At 53.9% G+C, this 18,964-nt stretch carries 23 protein-coding genes and 1 pseudogene; 13 read left to right on the top strand and 11 right to left on the bottom strand.

All coding sequences use genetic code 11. From position 1 onward, the window contains the following. Positions 1 to 9: 9 nt before the first annotated feature. From FIV08_RS06220 to FIV08_RS06210, 3 genes are all read right to left on the bottom strand, one after another. Positions 10 to 483, bottom strand: coding sequence for a DUF2271 domain-containing protein (locus FIV08_RS06220; RefSeq protein ID WP_011784788.1), 474 nt, complete (start codon positions 481 to 483; stop codon positions 10 to 12). A gap of 54 nt (positions 484 to 537) precedes the next feature. Next, positions 538 to 918, bottom strand: a complete 381-nt coding sequence (locus tag FIV08_RS06215) for a PepSY domain-containing protein (RefSeq protein ID WP_011784787.1) — start codon at positions 916 to 918, stop codon at positions 538 to 540. 76 nt (positions 919 to 994) lie between these two features. Continuing rightward, entirely contained in the window at positions 995 to 2,311 is a 1,317-nt protein-coding gene (locus FIV08_RS06210; RefSeq protein ID WP_011784786.1) for a ferric reductase-like transmembrane domain-containing protein, read from the bottom strand. A 167-nt stretch (positions 2,312 to 2,478) separates the two neighbouring features. Between FIV08_RS06210 and FIV08_RS06205 the strand changes: the two genes are divergently transcribed. The 5 genes from FIV08_RS06205 to FIV08_RS06180 all read left to right on the top strand — a co-directional run bounded on the left by FIV08_RS06205 (position 2,479) and on the right by FIV08_RS06180 (position 7,450). Beyond that, the gene (locus tag FIV08_RS06205; protein ID WP_011786648.1) at positions 2,479 to 3,144 is read left to right on the top strand and encodes a response regulator transcription factor; all 666 of its coding nucleotides are present in this window, start codon (positions 2,479 to 2,481) and stop codon (positions 3,142 to 3,144) included. Continuing rightward, on the top strand, positions 3,134 to 4,459 hold the full coding sequence (locus FIV08_RS06200) for an ATP-binding protein (protein ID WP_019677803.1): 1,326 nt from the start codon (positions 3,134 to 3,136) through the stop codon (positions 4,457 to 4,459). Before FIV08_RS06205 ends, FIV08_RS06200 begins: the two co-directional genes overlap by 11 nt. After that, positions 4,450 to 5,589, top strand: a complete 1,140-nt coding sequence (locus tag FIV08_RS06195) for a helix-turn-helix domain-containing protein (RefSeq protein WP_011784783.1) — start codon at positions 4,450 to 4,452, stop codon at positions 5,587 to 5,589. Before FIV08_RS06200 ends, FIV08_RS06195 begins: the two co-directional genes overlap by 10 nt. Positions 5,590 to 5,804: 215 nt before the next feature. Then, positions 5,805 to 6,386 carry a DUF6448 family protein gene (locus tag FIV08_RS06190; protein WP_011784782.1) on the top strand — a complete coding sequence of 194 codons (582 nt, stop codon included), beginning with the start codon at positions 5,805 to 5,807 and terminating at the stop codon, positions 6,384 to 6,386. A gap of 494 nt (positions 6,387 to 6,880) precedes the next feature. Next, positions 6,881 to 7,450: a reverse transcriptase domain-containing protein gene (locus FIV08_RS06180; RefSeq protein WP_081432065.1), complete on the top strand. Its 570-nt coding sequence runs from the start codon at positions 6,881 to 6,883 to the stop codon at positions 7,448 to 7,450. Here FIV08_RS06180 and FIV08_RS06175 read toward each other — a convergent pair. From FIV08_RS06175 to phnC, 5 genes are read right to left on the bottom strand one after another with little or no spacing between them, the layout of a single operon-like run. Continuing rightward, a complete protein-coding gene (locus FIV08_RS06175) occupies positions 7,365 to 8,225 on the bottom strand; it encodes a LysR family transcriptional regulator (RefSeq protein WP_011783503.1) in 861 nt (286 codons plus the stop codon). The genes FIV08_RS06180 and FIV08_RS06175 overlap by 86 nt on opposite strands. Continuing rightward, positions 8,219 to 9,229, bottom strand: coding sequence for a phosphonate dehydrogenase (locus FIV08_RS06170; RefSeq protein WP_011783502.1), 1,011 nt, complete (start codon positions 9,227 to 9,229; stop codon positions 8,219 to 8,221). Before FIV08_RS06170 ends, FIV08_RS06175 begins: the two co-directional genes overlap by 7 nt. A 9-nt stretch (positions 9,230 to 9,238) precedes the next feature. Further along, a complete protein-coding gene (gene phnE, locus FIV08_RS06165; protein WP_011784781.1) occupies positions 9,239 to 10,069 on the bottom strand; it encodes a phosphonate ABC transporter, permease protein PhnE in 831 nt (276 codons plus the stop codon). 10 nt (positions 10,070 to 10,079) lie between these two features. After that, positions 10,080 to 10,943 carry a phosphate/phosphite/phosphonate ABC transporter substrate-binding protein gene (gene phnD / locus FIV08_RS06160; RefSeq protein ID WP_011784780.1) on the bottom strand — a complete coding sequence of 288 codons (864 nt, stop codon included), beginning with the start codon at positions 10,941 to 10,943 and terminating at the stop codon, positions 10,080 to 10,082. Continuing rightward, the gene (gene phnC / locus FIV08_RS06155; RefSeq protein ID WP_011784779.1) at positions 10,940 to 11,785 is read right to left on the bottom strand and encodes a phosphonate ABC transporter ATP-binding protein; all 846 of its coding nucleotides are present in this window, start codon (positions 11,783 to 11,785) and stop codon (positions 10,940 to 10,942) included. The genes phnD and phnC overlap by 4 nt, the downstream gene beginning before the upstream one ends. Before the next feature lie 510 nt (positions 11,786 to 12,295). On the opposite strand from phnC, the pseudogene FIV08_RS06150 reads away from it, so the two are divergent. The 8 genes and pseudogenes from FIV08_RS06150 to FIV08_RS06115 form a co-directional block, all read left to right on the top strand. Next, positions 12,296 to 12,661 (top strand): annotated as a pseudogene (locus FIV08_RS06150) (Tn3 family transposase); the annotation flags it as partial. 386 nt (positions 12,662 to 13,047) lie between these two features. Further along, positions 13,048 to 13,356, top strand: a complete 309-nt coding sequence (locus FIV08_RS06145) for a hypothetical protein (protein WP_223268882.1) — start codon at positions 13,048 to 13,050, stop codon at positions 13,354 to 13,356. A 110-nt stretch (positions 13,357 to 13,466) separates the two neighbouring features. Beyond that, complete coding sequence (locus FIV08_RS06140) at positions 13,467 to 13,772, top strand: hypothetical protein (protein WP_011784777.1); 306 nt, start codon at positions 13,467 to 13,469, stop codon at positions 13,770 to 13,772. A 99-nt stretch (positions 13,773 to 13,871) separates the two neighbouring features. Continuing rightward, positions 13,872 to 14,384 (top strand): DUF411 domain-containing protein, encoded by a 513-nt coding sequence (locus FIV08_RS06135; protein WP_011786663.1) that lies wholly within the window; start codon positions 13,872 to 13,874, stop codon positions 14,382 to 14,384. A gap of 10 nt (positions 14,385 to 14,394) precedes the next feature. Continuing rightward, positions 14,395 to 15,249, top strand: a complete 855-nt coding sequence (locus FIV08_RS06130) for a hypothetical protein (RefSeq protein WP_152437700.1) — start codon at positions 14,395 to 14,397, stop codon at positions 15,247 to 15,249. Continuing rightward, complete coding sequence (locus FIV08_RS06125; protein WP_011784774.1) at positions 15,242 to 15,673, top strand: c-type cytochrome; 432 nt, start codon at positions 15,242 to 15,244, stop codon at positions 15,671 to 15,673. Before FIV08_RS06130 ends, FIV08_RS06125 begins: the two co-directional genes overlap by 8 nt. A gap of 36 nt (positions 15,674 to 15,709) precedes the next feature. Next, a complete protein-coding gene (locus FIV08_RS06120) occupies positions 15,710 to 16,186 on the top strand; it encodes a hypothetical protein (RefSeq protein WP_011784773.1) in 477 nt (158 codons plus the stop codon). Between the two features lie 26 nt (positions 16,187 to 16,212). Continuing rightward, a complete protein-coding gene (locus FIV08_RS06115) occupies positions 16,213 to 16,935 on the top strand; it encodes a cytochrome c biogenesis CcdA family protein (protein WP_011784772.1) in 723 nt (240 codons plus the stop codon). A 394-nt stretch (positions 16,936 to 17,329) separates the two neighbouring features. Here the strand turns inward: FIV08_RS06115 and FIV08_RS06105 are convergent, their stop codons facing one another. The 3 genes from FIV08_RS06105 to FIV08_RS06095 form a co-directional block, all read right to left on the bottom strand. After that, positions 17,330 to 17,938: a hypothetical protein gene (locus FIV08_RS06105; protein ID WP_072676526.1), complete on the bottom strand. Its 609-nt coding sequence runs from the start codon at positions 17,936 to 17,938 to the stop codon at positions 17,330 to 17,332. A gap of 65 nt (positions 17,939 to 18,003) precedes the next feature. Next, positions 18,004 to 18,357, bottom strand: coding sequence for a hypothetical protein (locus FIV08_RS06100; protein WP_152437699.1), 354 nt, complete (start codon positions 18,355 to 18,357; stop codon positions 18,004 to 18,006). Next, a complete protein-coding gene (locus tag FIV08_RS06095) occupies positions 18,354 to 18,818 on the bottom strand; it encodes a hypothetical protein (RefSeq protein ID WP_152437698.1) in 465 nt (154 codons plus the stop codon). The genes FIV08_RS06100 and FIV08_RS06095 overlap by 4 nt, the downstream gene beginning before the upstream one ends. Between the last annotated feature and the right edge of the window lie 146 nt (positions 18,819 to 18,964).

Raw genomic sequence — 18,964 nt, 5'->3', positions numbered from 1 at the left:
CCTGGTGAATTATTGAAGCTCGTAGGTCAGAGCGCGCACGTAACCACGTCCTGAAACCGGCTTTCCGGACCCTTCGGTGGTCAGGGGGGCTATCACATCGGCTCTGATATCGCGCATATCTTCAACAGCAGAGTCGACTCGAACCTCATAGCCGTTGTCGATCAGCGAATCATCGAGGTTCAGAGTCACTTTCAGCGTGCGGCCACTGGTAACACTGGCGCCAGTCAAGCCGTCATACTCTGCAGGATCAAGCCCACTGCCCCGGGCCCAGCCTCCCAGGTGTTTGTAGTATTTAGATTTCTTCCCGGAAACCCAAAGGGTACCCTGATACTCTCCGGCGGCATCGGTAAGATACAGCGCCAGATAGGCTCCATCGCCGCCGTAATTCTGTAGTTCCGTAGTGAAGGTCACGTCACGGGCCTGGGCGAATACCGGTAAAGCCAAGGCGGCGAAAAGGCTGCAAGTGAGAACAAACGTTTTCATAAATGGTCTCCAAAAACCTGATGAACGTTAAAGGAACAGGGCAAATTCGCTGAGTTACTCAACGGTAACCGTGGGACGCCCCTTGACGATGCCGTTGCGTGGCGCCTGACTTTTGGGATTGTCCTGTCCATTTTTCCTGTTGCCGCGGTCCCTCTCCTCATCGTCACTGTCTTCACGCTCCCATTTCATCATGGTCAATGAAGCGGGCGCGAAAGAGGCTTCTGCCCTGACCCCATCGGCATCGAGGCCCCGGACTTCATAACAACCGTCGTCAACCTTTATTCGGTGAACTGTCCAGCCTTCGGCTTCCAGCTTTTCACGCAGATTTTCACGGGGCTGCCAACTCGCCACCGGATCATCGCAGTCGTCATCGGCCACTGCGGTACCGCTCAGAAGTAACAAAGACAGGCTCAGAATAATGGGTTTGGTCTTCATGGTGTCTCTCCTGCTGGTTGTGTTAAATCCACTCTAAGGCGCTAACCTGACAACGACCTGAACAAACGAGGCCATTTCAGCGGAACTGAAAAGCTTCTTTATGGAAGCGAGTCAGGCGGAAGGGTGCTGCCCGCAAGCCGTTTCTAATGGCTTCCCCCAGCCCTGCCGGGCCGCAGAACCAGACCTCTGCGCCTGCTGCCGAGCGTCCGTTGGTAGACAACGTCTCGGCAGACAACCTCTGCCCCTTGCTGCTGTCATGAATCTCGAGGTGTATCCCGGGAAAGCCATCGCAAAGCGCCCGAAGTCGATCCACCATGGGATCCTGGCCGGCGTTGCGCGTGCAGTAATGCAGATCGGCTTCAGGCACGGTGGCGTCGGTGGCGCTGCTTAGAGCTTCGAGCCAGGCCAGAAACGGCGTGATCCCGATGCCACCGGCTATCCAGATCTGGTGGGATTTGCGGTTGCGGCGATCGAAGTTAAAACAGCCGTAAGGGCCTTCTATATTTACGGTTTGCCCCACGCTGATTTTTTGGCTCAGATTGCGGGTGAAGTCGCCGAGCGATTTAATGATGAACGTAACCGTGCCATTTTCCCTATCGGCACTGGCAATCGTGAACGGGTGCGCGCCCTCTAGTCGGTCGAAGGTCACAAAGGCGAATTGCCCCGCACGGTGACCGGGCCATGCCGGCCCCATGTGGCAGGTAACTTCGGTGACGTCCCGGTCTGGTGTTTTGATCGCGGTGACCATGCCGCGAACCTGGCGACGACGACCAACTCTGCCGGTCAGGGATAGCCCGCTGGCGATGCTGCCGCCAAAGAGCAAAATGGCCATCAGCACACCGATTGGCTGCTGCCACCATTGCAGCGGAGTAAGCCACGCCGCGTGGAAAGCGAGCAACAGATAAAGCACCGGCATGCCGCGATGCAAATAGCGCCAGTATTTGTAGGGGAACTTGCGCAACAAGGTGATCAGCAGCATGGCGAACAGCAGATAGATGGCGAACTCCCCTACCTCTTCCGCCGCATCGCGCATGGTGTCGATGAACCCGGAATAATCCTGATCGTGCAGCTTGCCGGCTTTTCCGAACACCGACTCTATTACATCGTCACCCATTTCAATCAGCCAATGGGCGGCGGCGAATACCACTGCCAGAATGCCCGCCCATTTGTGGGTGCGATAGATCTGATCCAACCCGCCCAGCGGTCTCTCCAACCAGGCTGGGCGCAGTGCCAACATCATGGCTAGTGACATCAGAGCAATGGATAACAGCCCACTGAGCAGCAGGCTCTGGTCATAGACTGCCCAGGGAGAACCGGCCCCAGGACCTGCAAAGAGGTTCCAGGCCCATAGGCCCAAAACCAACACAACGAAAGGAAAAATCATCCGCATCATCACATCTCCTGCGATCGGTACCTGGAATATTCCCCCGAAGGCTAGCGCCCAAACCTGACAGCCAGCTGAAGGTCGGTGAAGAGAGATCGAAGCGTTATTGACCATTCAGGCTGTTGTCAGGTTCGAGCTGTAGTATCTTGATTTCAGGGCTGGGTCAGAGGTGAACAATGCGGGTTCTTTTGGTGGAGGATACGGCGGGATTGGGCGAGGCGGTCCGGGATCAGATTGCGGACGACGGCCACGCCGTGGACTGGGTGCAAACTCTGCGCTTTGCTGAGGCGAGTATCAGGACCACAGCCTACGACCTGATTCTGCTGGACCTGATGCTGCCCGACGGCCATGGCTTCGGCTTTTTGCGAACGATCCGGGCTACCGGAATAACAACACCGGTGATCATTCTGACCGCCAGGGATCAGGTGTCTGACCGGATTGAAGGATTGAATGCCGGTGCTGACGACTACCTGGTCAAACCCTTTGATCTTTCGGAGTTGTCGGCCCGCGTGGCCGCGGTGGCTCGCCGATATCGCGGCAATCCAAGCCCGATCATACAAGTGGGCGAGCTGATGATTGATCTTGGCGATCACCGCATCAGTCGCAACGGCCTGCCGGTAGAACTTACGGCACGGGAGTGGGCATTGTTTGAGGGCTTTATCCAGCGACCCGGAATGCTGTTATCGCGATCGCAACTGGAGGATCGTCTATACGCTTTCGGGGCCGAAATCGAAAGTAACACCATCGAAGTTTATGTCAGCCGTCTGCGTAAAAAGCTGGGGCGGGACGCTATCGTAACCGTCAGGGGAATGGGCTATCGCCTGGAAACACATGACCACTAGAACCAGCCTGCAAAAAACACTCGGTATCGGCCTGACACTCGGTGTCACCCTACTCTGGCTGTTGGGCGTGACCGCTTCGGGACTGGTGGCACAGCATGAAATGAACGAGGTCTTCGACAGTGCCCTGGAAGAAACCGCCCAGCGCATACTGCCACTGGCGGTCACCGACATCCTGAACCGTGAGAACGGCGCGGGCAATCAAAAGGCCCCAGCCCTGAAAGACCATGACGAATACCTGACCTATCTGGTACGGGACGAAGCTGGAAATATTCTGCTCCAGTCCCACGATGCCGACCCTGGCGTGTTTAGCAGGACCCCCGCGGAAGGGTTTTCAGATACTCTGACCCACCGGCTATATGGCGTATCTGCAGTCAGCTATACCATCTATCTTGAAGTGGCCGAACCCTTGGCGCACCGGCGTGAATCCGCTCTGGAGGCGGGATTAGCCTTACTGTTGCCTTTACTGGTGCTGATTCCGGTCAGCCTGTTGGGTGTCTGGTGGATTGTCCGGCTTTCCCTTCGTAAGGTGGTCGATTTTCAGCAAGACATTGAATCCCGCGGCGCGGGAGATCTGTCCCCTGTTGTAGAAGAGCAGTTACCCCGTGAATTTGAACCAATCGCCGGTGCCATCAACCGGCTGCTTGAGCGTTTGCATCGTGCTCTCGAATCAGAACGCAGCTTTACCGCCAACAGTGCCCATGAACTGCGAACTCCCCTGGCAACAGCGCTTGCCAAAGTGCAGCGACTGAAAACCAGAATGCCCGATGATTATCTCAAGAATGATGTTGCAGAAATTGAAGAAGCGTTACGCAGTCTCTCGGTGCTGTCCGGAAAACTGCTCGAGTTGGCAAAAGCAGAAGGTGGCGGTGCACTCTCACAAAGTCAGCAGGATCTTGTGCCCATCCTCGCGATGATTGCCCGGGATTTTGAGGCCCAGGCACCCGGGCGAGTTGTTTTATCCCTGCCGGAGCGCGAAGTGAACTCCTTTCTTGATCCCGATGCCTTCGCCATCCTGGTGCGTAACCTGATCGAGAATGCCCTTAAGCATGGTTCCCGTAGCGAGCCGGTGAAGATCAACCTGAACGATAATGGGGTTTTAAGGGTCTGCAATGGCGGTGCAAGAGTGCCACCGGAACAGCTCGCTCTTTTAAGAAACCGGTTTGCACGCGCCAAAACGGACGCTGCAGGTTCTGGCCTGGGCCTCGCGATTGCCGATGCGATTGCTAAAGGTGCCGGCATGACCCTGCATCTCAGATCGCCGGCAACAGGACGGCAGGATGGTTTTGAAGCGGAGCTGAATCTGGCATGTATCTGACACTCACCGACATTGTGCTGCTGACGAGCATCATTCAATCGCTGGCTCTTGCCGTTTTTCTCCTACTTCCATCCAACAGTGGGCTCATATCTAACCGACTCCTGGTTGCCACTCTGGTGTTCTTCGCCGCCGGGCTGGGAGAGATCTTCCTCTATGGCAGCGGGCTTGCGCTCCAGTACCCAAACTTCGCCTACCTCGGAACACTCATCGGACTTCTACAAGCCGGCTCGCTCTATCTATATGCGCAATCGCTGATGTATCAGAATTTCCAGTTACGCGGGAAGCATCTCGTGCACACGTTGCTCTTCTGGGTGGTCGGCGCAATTTTTCTGATTGAATATTATTTACAGCCAAGCGAGACCAAAGTTCAGATTCTGCTTGAACGGGACCACCCGGGCGTACTTACCTCTCCCCTTCTTGCAGTCGCTATTCACGCGGTCTTTCTGGGCTACCTGTACGCGACGATTCGTGCGATTAACCGTTTCGGCCTTGGTATTCGACAGATTTTCTCGAGTATTGAAAACAAACAACTTGCGTGGTTACGGACGCTTCTGATCGGCTATGCAGTGGCTTGGACCGTGAGCATGATGTACTGCCTTACAGCGCATGTGTTTAGAAGCGTGCCTGGAACCGAGTGGGTGGCCGGCGCTGGCGCTGTAACGGGCTTCATTTTCATCAATTTTCTGATGATAAACTCTCTTCGCCAACCCGTTGTTTTCTCTGGATTGGCAGCAGACCAGGCCGCCTTGCTGGAAGAAGAACCCACGCCGCAGTTTGATCAAACTTTAAAGGTCAGGCTCCAACAGTTAATGCACCAGGAAAAGCCCCACTTGCACCCCAACCTGACCCTGGAACAACTTTCACGGAAATTGGGCGCCCCTTCAAGAGAGGTTTCACGGGCCATTAACCAAGGCTTTGGCTGCAATTTCTTTGAGTTCGTCAGTCGCTATCGCATCGACGAGGCGAAATCGCGCCTGGCCGATGCAGCCAATCAGGCAAATATTCTGCAAACTATGTATGACTCTGGCTTCAACTCGAAGTCCGTATTCAACACTGCTTTCAAGAAAGAGACAGGATTTACCCCCAGTGAATATCGCCGACGAGCCCTGCAGGGCGATATCCGACCCTAGCCACGATCCTGAACCTGGCTACCCGGCGTTCGAGTACGCTCTCACCCGATACTGAAACCTCTATCCTTTTGAATTATATATTTTATTTCCAAACCATGGAATCGGTTCGGTTTCGTACCTGAGAACGCTTCTTTGACCTCCCTTCCGTACTCTGATTGCCAAGCGACACCAAACCCGGTGCTCGTGAAGCTCAACGCAATATGAAGAGGTCATGTATGAAAACCAAATTACGCAAAACCGCTGTTCCCGCAGTGGCCGCAGCAATCTTCAGCCTGATGTTTGCCGGTAGCGCCCAAGCTCATTGTGATGCTCTGGACGGTCCCGTGATTACCGAAGCCCGTGCGGCACTGGAGTCAGGCAATGTTAAGCCCTTGCTCAAATGGGTGCCGGCAAAGGATGAGGCCGAAATCAAAAGGGTATTCGCCGATGTGCGCCAAGTCCGCGGGCAAAGCGAAACTGCGAAAAACATTGCCGATCAGCATCTGTTCTCGACGCTCGTTGAGGTTCATCGTGCCTCCGAAGGCGCACCCTTTACCGGCATCAAGCCTTCCGGACAGATTGATCCGGGTTTAATGGCGGCGGATGCGGCGTTGGAAAACGGGCAAATTGATCGCCTCGTGGCAAATATAACCCGCAAGATCGAGAACGGTATTCGTGAGCGTTATCATGAGGCTCAGCGTGCAAGGGCCATGGCTGATCAAAGCAGCGATAAGGGGCGTGCCTTTGTCGCTGACTACGTCAATTACATTCACTATATAGAGGGCGTGCATGGCGCTGCTGGAGGGCAGGGGCACTAATTCCTATCTTCACGCAGACGCAAAGCAGGCTGACGGCCTGCTTTGCCGTTGTATTCATTTCCAGTTTCGCCTTCGGCTGAATTGGTACCATCATTCTATTAAGGCGCATCAAAAAACATAAATGAAGCCAACACCAATCTCCGCTTCATAATCATTCCGGGATATCGGGCAGCCATATTACTAACTGAGGGGCGTGCTGTGTTTTATCTAATTTCGGTATTTCCGCAATTAGAGAAAAAAATTCCAAGCGCCAGGTATGGAAGGCGTATCAGCGCGTTAAATCAAATCGAGGTGCGGCCGGTGTAGATGGCCAGACGATTCAGGACTTTGATCGAGACTTGAGTAAGAACCTCTATCTAATTTGGAATCGGATGTCCTCCGGCAGCTATTTCCCACCGTCCGTCAAAGCAGTTCCAATTCCGAAGAAAAGTGGAGGAGAAAGATTGCTCGGGGTACCCACGGTTAGCGATCGTATAGCGTAAACTGTGGTTACTATGACGCTGGAACCTATCCTGGAACCTGTCTTTCATGTGGACTCGTACGGGTATCGGTGCGGGAAATCCGCGCATGATGCGCTTGTGATCACGCGAAAGCGGTGCTGGGAAAGGGACTGGGTGCTGGAGTATGACATCCGTGGCTTGTTTGATCATATTGATCATGAGCTATTGCTCAAGGCTCTTGACCACCATTGCTCTGAATCCTGGGTGCTGCTGTATGTGAGGCGCTGGCTAACGGCACCGATGCAGACGAAAGATGGTAAGCAGGAACGACGGAACGTTGGCACACCACAAGGTGGCCCGTTATCGCCAGTTCTGGCAAACCTGTTTCTGCATTATGCATTGGATCGTTGGCTGACCGTTCGTCATCCGGATATCCCATTCTGCCGATATGCAGATGACGGAATACTGCGTTGTCGAAGTGAGCGTGAGGCTCAGTATCTGCATTCCCAGCTAGATATGCGTGAGGTGGACCCAATAGCTATTCACAGAGATGCCCAACAAACGAGTATACTGGCCTGTGTTTGTCCAGGCTGCTCGGATAAATCACCATCAGCTCCTTGCTAAGGCCAGGCTCACTCACGGGAATAGCCACCAGACTTCCATTTTGGACCTCCTCCCGTACAGAACTTTCAAGCACCAACGATGCGCCAAGTCCGACCTTAACCGCTTGCTTGACGGCTTCGGTGCTACCCAGCTGCATAGATACCGTCGGAAATGGCCCATGCTCACCGAAGTAGGTCGCCAAAAGCCGGCCAGTGCCGGTGCCGGGTTCGCCGCCGATCAGAGCCATGTTAGACAGCGTATCGCGGTCGATATCGGTTCGACGGGCTAACGGGTGACCAGGCGGAACGATTAGAACAACGGGCTCGTTACGCCACGCCTGAGCATGGAATCCGGGTAGATCATGCCACCACTCCATAATCGCCACGTCCAGCTCACCGTCCGATAAATGCCGTGCAATAGTCGGATTGGAATCTATTACCACATCCACCTCGGGCCCTACGCCCAGCTCCTTGTAACGACGGATGTAGGGCTGGAGCATATAAATCCCAATATTGGAGCTCGCCCCAACGCGAAGTCGAGCCTCCATAATGGAAGATCTCGCCTGCTCCTCCAGCCGGAGCAGACTTCGGGCAAAAGGCAACAAGGTTAAGGCAGCCCGGGTTGGCTCACAGCCAGAGCGCCCCCTGTGGACCAATAAAACGCCAAGTTGGTTTTCGAGTTTTTGAAGGTGCTGGGACAGTGTGGGTTGTGCGATGTCCAACTGGCGGGCTGCGGCCTGAAACCCGTTGTGGTCCAGCACCGCCACGAAACTCTTCAGCCAGACAAGATTCAGCATGGGCCGCTCTCGCGGCCACTGGGATCATTGATCGCATCACCCGGCCGCTCACCCCGAAGCACTTGCAGAATGTTCCGAGCAGCGCGTTGCTCGATAGCCAGACGCACCTGGCTGACTGCCGATCCGATGTGAGCAGTAAACAGCGTGTTGGGGTGGGCCCTGAGCCCCTGGGCGATCTCCCTCGGACGATCTTCTCTCGCCCAATCTTCCATCTCAAACACATCAGCGGCGTACCCCCCCAACTGACCGGATTGAAGCGCTTGCAGAACACTACCCTCATCCACCACAGATCCACGGCAGGGATTGATAAGGAATGCGCCCGGTTTCATTCCTGTTAGCGTTTCGCGATTAATGGTGTGGAGGGTTTGCTCATTGAGCGCCAGTGCCAGGATCACAATATCTGACTGGGCCAGCAGCATCTTGAGGGGAGTATGGGACAAACCCAGTGCCTGCTCATGCTGCACGGGTAAACGTTCCGGCTGGGAATAGATTAAATCCGCTCCCCATCCGTTCAGGCGCTGCGCCACCGCTTGGCCGATGGCCCCCATACCCACAATACCAATCCGTGAGCCTTCGATCCCCTGCCCATAGAAGCGTGGTGTCCAGCCAGTAAATTCACCGGATCGAACGAAGTGGTCCGCCGCCTTGACTTGTCGGGTGAGACTGATCGTCAGCCCGACCGTTAGCTCTGCAGTAGGCACGGTTAGCAAATCCGGTACAAATGTCAGCCAAACCCCATGACGCGTGCAGGCATCCACATCAAAGTTGTCATAGCCTTTCAGGGCTGCACCAATCACCTTCAAGCGCGGACACCCCTGTAGGAACTCCACTCCAACTCGGTCTGGCATGAACGCCATCATCGCATCAGCGTCTGCAACGCGCGCAGCCACTTCCTCCTGGGGCAACGTGGCGCCGGATTGGTTGGTGACCAGCTCGCAATCTTGGGCAAGTTCATCCAGAACACTGTCATGGATCTTATGGGTTATCACAACCTTGGGTTTCATCGACGTTCCTTATTTGAATTTCTTACGAAGGCGGCCACTGAGACTGTCCACGACGGTGACCATCAACAAGATGACAATGAGAATGGCGCTGACTTCCTGATACTGCATGATTCTCAGCGAGCCCATCAATTCGAAGCCAATACCACCGGCACCCACCATGCCCATTACGGTCGAGGCACGGAAATTGTATTCCCAGCGATAAATGGACACGTCCGCGAATTGAGGAAGTGCTTGTGGCAGCACGGCGTGATAGAGCACCTGCAAGCGAGTAGCGCCGGCAGCATCGGCCGCTTCCACTGGCGCCTCATCTACATGCTCAATCGCTTCGGCAAAAAACTTTCCAACCATGCCAATGGAGTGAAGACCGAGCGCCAGTACGCCAGGCAACGCCCCAAAACCAACAGCAGCCACGAAGATGATGCCCATGATCAGTTCCGGGACTGAACGCAAACCGTTTAAAAGGGTTCGAGTTACTTGGAACACCACCGGATGTGGAGAGGTGTTGCGCGCAGCCAGGAATGCCAGTGGCACAGACAAGGTTACTGCAATGGCAGTACCGGCAATGCTCATCGCAAGCGTGTCGATTAACGGCGACACCCAGCTGGCCACATTGGTGAAGTCAGGTGGAAGAGATTCGCCAATGAGTGTGCCTATGGCTGGCACGCCATTGGCAAGTGTATTGAAATTGAGCAGCCCTACGTACCAACTTGCGACAAAAATGATGAGCAGCACTAACAGCGACTGTCCGAGTTTTTTCCGCCAGCCTTTCGCGTGCTCATCCAGCACGGAGGCCGACGGGGCCGGCGACAGAGTCGCCGGTTCCGTCGTTGTATAGTTCATGGGGCACTCCTCACATTTTTGCGAAATCAAGATTGAGCAGGCCACCCATAGCGCGGATGACATCGTAATCTTCGTCGGTAATTGCCGCGAATCCCTCAGCCTTCAGGTTGTCGAGAATCTCCGGGTCATCGATCTGCAGAAAGGCTTTCTGAATGTTGCTCTTCAGCTCAGGGGCCAGGTTCGAACGCATGGCCCAGGGGTATTGAGGAAAGTCACCGCTGTAGCCCAGCACTTTGACCTTGCTCCGATCAATCAAACCGCGGTCCATCACATGCTCGAAGATAACTTCGGACAACCCTCCGGCGTCGGCATTGCCATTGGCGACGTTAACCGCAACAGCGTCATGGCTACCGACGAAATGAGCCTCATAGTCCTTTCCGGCTTCGAGCTCTGCCTTCTCAAGGAGTACGGTCTTGGGGATCAGGTGGCTGGAAGTGGATGCGCGGTCACCGTAGGCCATTTTCTTGCCTTTGATATCCGCGAAGGAGCCAACGCCAGAGTCCGCATTGGCAATAATGATGGAGCGATAAGTCGGCTTCCCGTCTACCACCATGGCGGCAAAGGGTTCAATGTCACTCTTACTCTTGGCCATCACATAGGACAACGGACCAAAGTAAGCCAGGTCAATTCGGCCAAAACGCATGGCTTCGATCATGGAGGAGTAATCGGTGGTAACAATCAGTTCTACTTCCTTACCAAGAGTGGTTTCCAGGTAATCCTTCAAAGGTTGGTTTCGCTTGATCAGTTCTGACGCGTTCTCATCCGGCAGCAAGGCAACTTTCAAAAGATCAGGGTCTGTATCTGCGGCATGGGCTGACCAATGGATGCCGAGCATCATTATCAGAGCCAGCAAAGAGTGAATCATTGTCTTCATTGTGCTATCTCCAGTACGTCTGTCGTTATCGGGGTGGTCTTAGGTTTATGGATGGCTGGTTTGCCTTCCGCAGCTACCACGCTGGGTGAACGGTGGTAAATCTCGTCCAGGTGTTTCGATTTCAGGTTTTCAGGAGCATCGTCAAAAACGATATGAGCGTTCGAAAGGCCGATGATCCGGTCTGCAAAACGCTGGGCGTATTCCAATTGGTGCAAGGAAATAACCGCGGTGATTCCATCTTCCTGACAAATATCGCGCAGTAGGCCGAGTACCTTTTCAGAAGTGGCCGGATCCAGGCTGGCAACGGGCTCATCGGCAAGAATCATGGATGGTTGCTGCACCAATGCTCTGGCGATTCCAACCCGCTGCTGCTGGCCGCCGGACAACTGATCTACTCGGGAAAGCGCTTTGTCAGCCAGACCTACGCGGTCGAGGCATTGCAGAGCCAACTCCAGGTCCTGCCGGGGCAGGGGAAGCAGGCTTCGCCAAGTACCGTGATACGCAAGTCTGCCTGTCAGCACATTCTGTAACGCGGTGTATCGTTCGATCAGCTGGTGATGCTGGAACACCATGGCGGTGCGGCTGCGGTGCTGTCGCAGGATTCTACGGTTGGTCAGTTCACCAAACTCGCCAGACACAACCTTCCCGGTTGTGGGCTTAACCAGGTGATTCAGTGAACGAAGCAGAGTGGATTTACCCGCGCCTGAAAGTCCCAGTAGCACGGTGAATTCGCCCTTGTGAAAGTGAACGTTGGTGGGTTTGAGCGCGAGGACGTTTCCCGGGTAGGTTACGCCCATACTCTCGACTCGAAGCATCACATTGGTTGATTGAGTTGGCGCCACAGGATCACCTTTTGCAATAAATAAGCTCGCCGTATTGCGAGTTACAATTGAACGGTAAAGCTGAGAGATGACACTGTCGTGTCACTGACGTGACAGGTTGATGAAGTGCTTTTGGTTCGCAAGGATTTTCCGAAGGGCTCTGTGAAATACATGGAGCTCAGCCAAAGTGGAACGAGCCACCCAGGAGCTTAAGCAACAAAAATTGCGTTCCACCGTCAGTCGGCGAATCTCACGGTACAGTTCGTCCGTGCTGAGTTCATCGAATTGCTTACCGACTATACTCTTGCCTTCGAGGAGGTCGGACGCGCTCTCCAATAGGTCGCGCTTCCAGGTGCTGACTATGGTGGGGTGGATCTGGAAACGGGCAGCAATTCAAGGTGTGGCCTTAAGGGTGGGCAAGGACAGCCTTGCACTTACTAATTCGAAATAAAGTAAGCGAACATTACCCGGAGATATAAGCCAAATCCGGATGGCCAAAAAACGATTTCAATAGTCGTGGCAATTTTTGCAAACGTCGAACTGCGTCGCCGCGTGCAGGTTGGTTTGAATAAGGGCGAGGCTAAGAACGCGCTGGCTCGTGCCGTCTTCCTGAACCGGCTCGGTGAACTCCGCGATCGCAGTTACGAGAATCAACGCTACCGTGCAAGCGGACTCAATCTCGTCGTCAGCGCTATTATCCTTTGGAATACGGTTTATATGGAGCGGGCGGTTCAAGCACTGCGCGAAGACGGCCGGGATATCGACGAGACGCTTCTGCGGCATCTTTCTCCCTTGGGCTGGGAGCACATCAACCTGACCGGCGACTATATCTGGCAGCAGGACAAACAGGTCGAACAAGGAAAGTACCGATCGTTACGAACACTGCAGAGGTCTTAGCGTACGATTTTTTCCGTTTCGTGAGCTGACCCCATTCTGTCCCCCATCCCTTCAACCACGCGTAATCCTTCGTCGAGCCTTTGAATGTCTGCGAGATGACACTCCGTCGTATTCGCCCGATTAGCCAAACGCCACTGTTGCCAGTCCTCCTCCGCGCCAAAATAAGACGTTCAGCTAGTCATCGGAAAGTCCACTCCCTTTCCGACCGGGCGAGTGTGTTTTGGGAATAGAAAAGTGCTAAGATCTTCGGAACTGACAGAGTAATTGCATGTCAGAGCTCATGTCCTCAAAGCTTGGTGCTAAAGATCAGGATGTCCGCAAAGAACCGCCCAATCATCTCCCTATTGCTATCACTGCTTCTTGTGATCAGCGCGCCGGCGTTTGCTTTGTCAAAAGTAGCAGGCGGCCAGGCGGAGCCAGCGATGGCGGATTGCGGCACCATGATGATGGACCAGACTGAAGACACCGCTTACTCCTCAGACACAGAACCGGATTGTGTTTCCGCCCCGGAAATGGCCTGTCCAAGCGCCACTGGGCCGGTCAAATGCGGCGTCAACGTAAGCTTTGCCCTACTACCGGGGCATTCTATCGGTTTTACCGACACCGGTTCCCAAACGGTGTTGATCGGCCGAGCGGCCCTTTACCAGAATCCGTTCCTGGCCTCTATTACACCCCCTCCAGAACATCACTCCTGAGTTTTAACCCGGGTTTTTGCCCATCGCGGCAAGCTCTTTGAAGTTAATTCTTGCAACAAAGTCTCGTACTTCCGTTCATCCGTAACGAGGCTTTAACTGGAGTGAATCAAATGCGTAATTCAAATCTCAAGCTCACCGTAACCGCCGCCGTTCTGGCCGGCAGCGTCGCCCTTTTCTCTGCCCTTGCCCATGGCGAAGGCGCCGGCATGATGGCTGGTCATTCCGAACACAGCCGCATGATGTCCTCGCACGGTATGGAGGGTATGGGCGGCATGATGGGGATGATGAACATGATGTCAGATATGTCCCCGGAAGACCGTAAAGCCATGACCGAGGCTTGCATGAAGATGATGCAGGCTCATAGCGACGATGGCATGCCTGGTGGCATGAAAGACAAAGACACCGGCGCCAAATAACCATTTGGGCACCCTCATGAACTGAAGCTCTGGGCCGGGGATGCATGTGCACCCCCGAGCCCTGCACTGCCCATAAGCGATTACAAACGAGGATTTCCCATGAAGACCAAGAAACTCGCCCTGTATACGGGTATAGCCGCTATCGTTATCGGCGCTGGCGCCACCACATTGGCCCTCCAGGCCGACGAATCCGCCCAGCCGTCGGCTTCTCTAACCGAGAGTGAAGAGGCAGGCCAAACCATCACCATCTACAAGAGCCCCAATTGCGGTTGCTGCCAGTCCTGGGCCGAGCACCTCGCGACCAATGGCTTTGACACCCGAATCGTTGAAACCGACAACCTTAATGAAATTAAACAGCAGCATGGCGTGCCACGCGATATGGCGTCCTGCCACACCGCACTGGTTGATGATCTGGTGATTGAGGGGCATGTGCCGGCCAATGACATCCTGGCCTACCTTGAGGATCCGCAATTCAACACGGCCGGCTTGTCTGTACCCGGAATGCCCCATGGCACCCCTGGCATGGAAACCGGCCGGAAGGACGATTACCAGGTCATTGCCTTTAACGCCAATGGCCAGCAACAGGTTTTCCGTGAGCACAAGGATTACTGAGGTCAGCCCTATGAGAGCAATGGTTTCCCGCCTGAATTCAGCAGTCTCCGGACTTTTTCTGTTCGCGTTCGTGGCTGTCATGCCGACCCTGGTTCAAGCCCAGTCTGTGAATGAGGGCCAATCAGTGAGAGCGCTGACGACGGACTCATCTGGCGCTTTGCTGGTGCTTCGGCAGAGCGGTCTGTTTGCCCTGGATAGCCAGAACACTACCGAGATCCCCCTGCCACCGTCGGATTCCGGCGCCCAGCCCCGGTCCATGGCAAAAGGTGCTGACGGAAGCCTGTACCTTTCAGGGCCTGGCCTTGGGATCTGGCGCTATGACGAGGCCAGCAAGCGTTGGCAATCCCTCAATGACACCCTGCCGGACCTGGGTGTCACGGCGATTGCCGCCCACGCTACCCAAGCCAAAACGCTTTACGCCTATCTCGGTGCAAGTGGCATGTTCCGATCCAGGAACGGGGGTGCCGAATGGGTGAAGGTAGACAGTGGCCCCCGGGAGCCGGTGCAGGCGTTCCTGCACTCTGATATGCCAGGCAGCATGGAAAGTGGCTGGCTGTTCGCCGGCACCACCCGCGGTGTGGCCCGTTCCATGGACTGTTTCTGCTTCTGGGGTGACGCCGGCGAATTGCGAGGAACTGTTTCCGCCATTGATTACGATCCTTCGGCCCCGGAAAACGTCTACGCCGTAATCGAGGGGCAACTTCACCACAGTTCTGACGGTGGCGAAACCTGGGCTGGCCTTGAGATACCCCAAGCGGTGACCGCTCTGACGTTCTCACCCTCGGAAGGACTCGTGGTGGGCACTAAAAACGGAGAGTTGCTTTCGCAGAACGCCTCTGGCGAATGGGTTCCTGTTTATGAATAAGTGGTCTTTCCCGCTGGTCTTGCTCGTTGCCCCGGCCCTTGTGATGGCGGGGGGCGCGCCAACAGACAGTGGCAGCGTGCCGGCCGGAGTAACCGAGGGCCGCCAGATTTATGAGCAATACTGCGCCGCTTGCCACGGATGGCAGGGTGAAGGTGCGGCCGACTGGAACAAACCGGATGAGAAAGGCGAAATGCCGCCACCGCCTCACGATGAGACAGGCCACACCTGGCGCCACAGTGATGCCATGCTGTTCAGGATGATTGCCGAGGGATGGCGGCATCCCTTCAACAAAACAGACCGCCTGACCATGCCAGCATTTGAGGACACCCTCACCGACCAGGAAATTCAGTCGGTGATCAACTACCTGAAAACACTCTGGACCGAGGACCAGCGCCGCTATCAACCTAACGAAAGTCAGGAATAACGAACAACCCTCCCTCAAGTCTTTGGTAACTGGAAAATGGCATTGAAACAGCTTTTTAAGAAGTGGTCATGGTTATTCGGCCTCATCGGTTTCAGCATTGTGGTCACAGCAATCTTCGTGCTGCCACAGTACCTGAAGCCTGATCTGGATGCCGGTGTTACCTTTTACGCCACCGAGGGATGCGCACCTTTCAAAGGTCAGTGTATCGGGCGAAAGGGCGATCAAACCATCACAGTCGGCTTAGGTAATGAAGCCATCGAATCGATGACAGAGATTCCCATCCGTGTGTATCTCGGCAACGTTACAGCCGACTCCCTGATCGTGGATTTCGAAGGGCTTGAAATGTACATGGGCGTGGTCCGCACCCAGCTGTTACCGCATACCCAGGGTGTTTACCAGGGAACCATTACCCTGCCGGAATGCGGTACCGGCAAAATGCTATGGCGCGCACGGGCCATCATCGACAACGGCACGTCCAAGGAAGGCATCAAATTTGATTTCTGGGCGGTTTAACGAACTAACAAAACTTAGGGGGCTGAATGCCTGATCTTGCAACCTGGGGAATTGCCGCCGCGTTTGCCGGAGGTCTCGTGTCGTTTTTCTCACCCTGTACTTTACCCTTGGTTCCCGGCTACCTGTCGGTTGTTACCGGAGGCGCTCTGACTGAGGCTTCAAATCGGTTGAAGGCGTTCTGGCTGAGTCTTTGTTTCGTGATGGGGTTCAGTCTCGTATTCGTTGCCCTGGGAGCAAGCGCCAGTGTTCTTGGGCAATGGCTGATGGCTTATCGTGAAGAGGCCAACCTGGTGGCTGGCGTGCTCATCGTGTTAATGGGCCTGTTTATGTTGGGTTGGTGGAGCATGCCGGCGTTACAGCGGGACTGGCGCATTGGGCAGTCTCTTGAAGGCGGGCGCCCCACTGCCGCCTTCCTCCTGGGCATCGCGTTTGCCATCGGCTGGACACCCTGTATAGGCCCCATACTCGGGGCCATATTGGCGCTCAGCTCCACCCATGCCAATGCTGAGGCTGGCATGCTGTATCTGGCGGCGTATTCGTTCGGGTTAGCTCTCCCTTTTCTCGGAACTGCCCTGTTTATTGAACACTTTCGGCAACGAGTACGCTGGCTCAGTCGCTGGAGTAGACTACTGAGAGCGCTTGCTGGCTTGGTGCTCGTTGTAATGGGAGTAATGGTGCTCACCGGTCGGATGACACTCTTTGCGTCGTGGATGTTGTCGACGTTTCCGGTTCTCGGAAGGCTTGGTTGAGCTTCCTACAGCCAAACTACAGGGAGCGGTCCATGGCTTCATACTCAAATACTGCGTATAAACAGGTTTCATGAACAAATGGGGCTGCCATTTCGTTAACTAATGGTTTTGCATTGCCGAACGATTGAAGCGGCTCATTGTTCTTCAGGACTAGATTAAAAACCGCTTCGCAGTGGAGGATGGTGAACGTTCGCTTTTGTTCAGAGCCCGGAATGTGACCAGGGGTCGCAAAGCGGACATTGAAGTTGGCCGTTCAAGGCCCCTAAATGGACCTCCGTTTGAGTCTAAGGCGTGTGATGTGTATCGGGGGAAGTCCACTTGCAGCACGCGCGCCCTAGGAATTGAGCCGAAGGCGAAATGTAGAGGGCGTCGTCGTGCCTGCATTTTTTCTGTTTCACTTGATAGCTTTTACTGCGTCACCCCAAAGAGTGAGTCTAAAAGAGCCGGCATTAAAATCTGGCCTACTGTACACGTGCTGGATAACCATATCTCTTTCTTCAGAGACTCCACCATATTGCTCTATCATTTGAGCCTTAGTCATGCCTCTATTTTTGGCTGCAGCTATGAGAGTGACTATTTGTGCCAATCGAATATCGCCTTTCAAATGGTTTTCAAATGAAGCAACTCCTTGGCCGTCCAGACAAGATTTGAAGCCGTCATGGATACTTCCGGAAAACGCCTGCAAAAAGTTTTCTTCAATAGCTTCAGCAGTATATATTTCACTCACTCCGTTCTTCACAGCTGTTTCAATTATCCTATTATCTTTAGGGCTTATATTTTTTGTGTATTCTTCTAAAAGATAGTTCTCGAACCGTTCCCTATCTAGTCCCTGCTTCCGCGCCTGAAAGCTATATAACATGAAATCCCACTGAAATAGGCAGGTTAACACTCTTTCATTAGCAGGAAGTTTCTGATCTTCAACAGCGCTGATTTCAGGTGATTTCGAAGCACACCCCCCTACCATCAACAGAGTCAATACCAGAACGACTAGACCATTTTTCATGTTTTTCTCCTAAAATATAGTGCCTGCAGCACGGGCGCGGCGTCACCAGCATCCCTTGTCTGCATTTATAAAATTTGTTCCAAGTTTCCCGAGAATCCAGTTTTGTACCCTAATTCTTTAATTTCTTTGGCTGCTCGACTATAAGCCAGAAGCATAATAACTAAAATTCCTACAGGAAACACAGTAAGTAATATTGTGATTACAGCCATAAACCAGCTATAAGCTACCTTCGCAAGCCATGCTACCGATAATATGTAAGCAACATTGAAAGGTATTACTGCATACACCAAAGACGAACCGCGAAATAAAAGTATAATAATAGCGTTAACTGCAATCGCTGCTAAAAAAGTAATGCCCACATACTTTATCGGTAACGCTAATTGAGCGGCTCGGCGATGAGATTGTTCGGTTTTACTCATTGTTTGCTCCCGAATTTAAATAATTTATCAGCCCAATACTCTCGTGGACCTATAACAGTACCGTCCATTAAAACTGCTGCCCAATTTCCATTTCCCCAAACTTCGTCCCCGTCAATCAACGGCACCAAGTCGACAACATAATACCAGCGGTCAGAAACATGCTTGCAACTATAATGAATGAGCGAGAATCTTCGCTGCTCGACACTATCATATCGGACGTATCGATTCTCAGCCCACTCATCAACTAGCTGATACGCAGCCGAAATGCTTAAAGGAGGCTCACCCTCGTCCAAACTCCACTTCTGAGTAGCTTCTATCTGGTCCGTCGTAATAAAAAGTCCAACTTTGGTACCGTCGCTTTTTGTGGTGTTCAGAACAGGGAGCCCTCTGCCGCAAGCGATGGCAGTGCCGAAAGCTGATAATGTGCCAACAAAAATTAACAAGATACTAACTAACCTCATCCGAACCTCTTCTAATTTAACGCCAATATTAAGCGGCGCTCGACTGGGGCGTCCGGTGGACGGCCGGCTTGCGGAAATGGGGGCAAATCTCGACAACCTGCACGCTTTGGCCAGAAACTCGAACGTGTAGATCTAGCTTTGGCCGG

Source organism: Marinobacter sp. THAF197a, from assembly GCF_009363275.1.
Lineage (GTDB): Bacteria > Pseudomonadota > Gammaproteobacteria > Pseudomonadales > Oleiphilaceae > Marinobacter.
The sequence above is the reverse complement of the archived record's forward strand: the minus strand, read 5'-3'. Positions and strand labels throughout refer to the sequence as shown.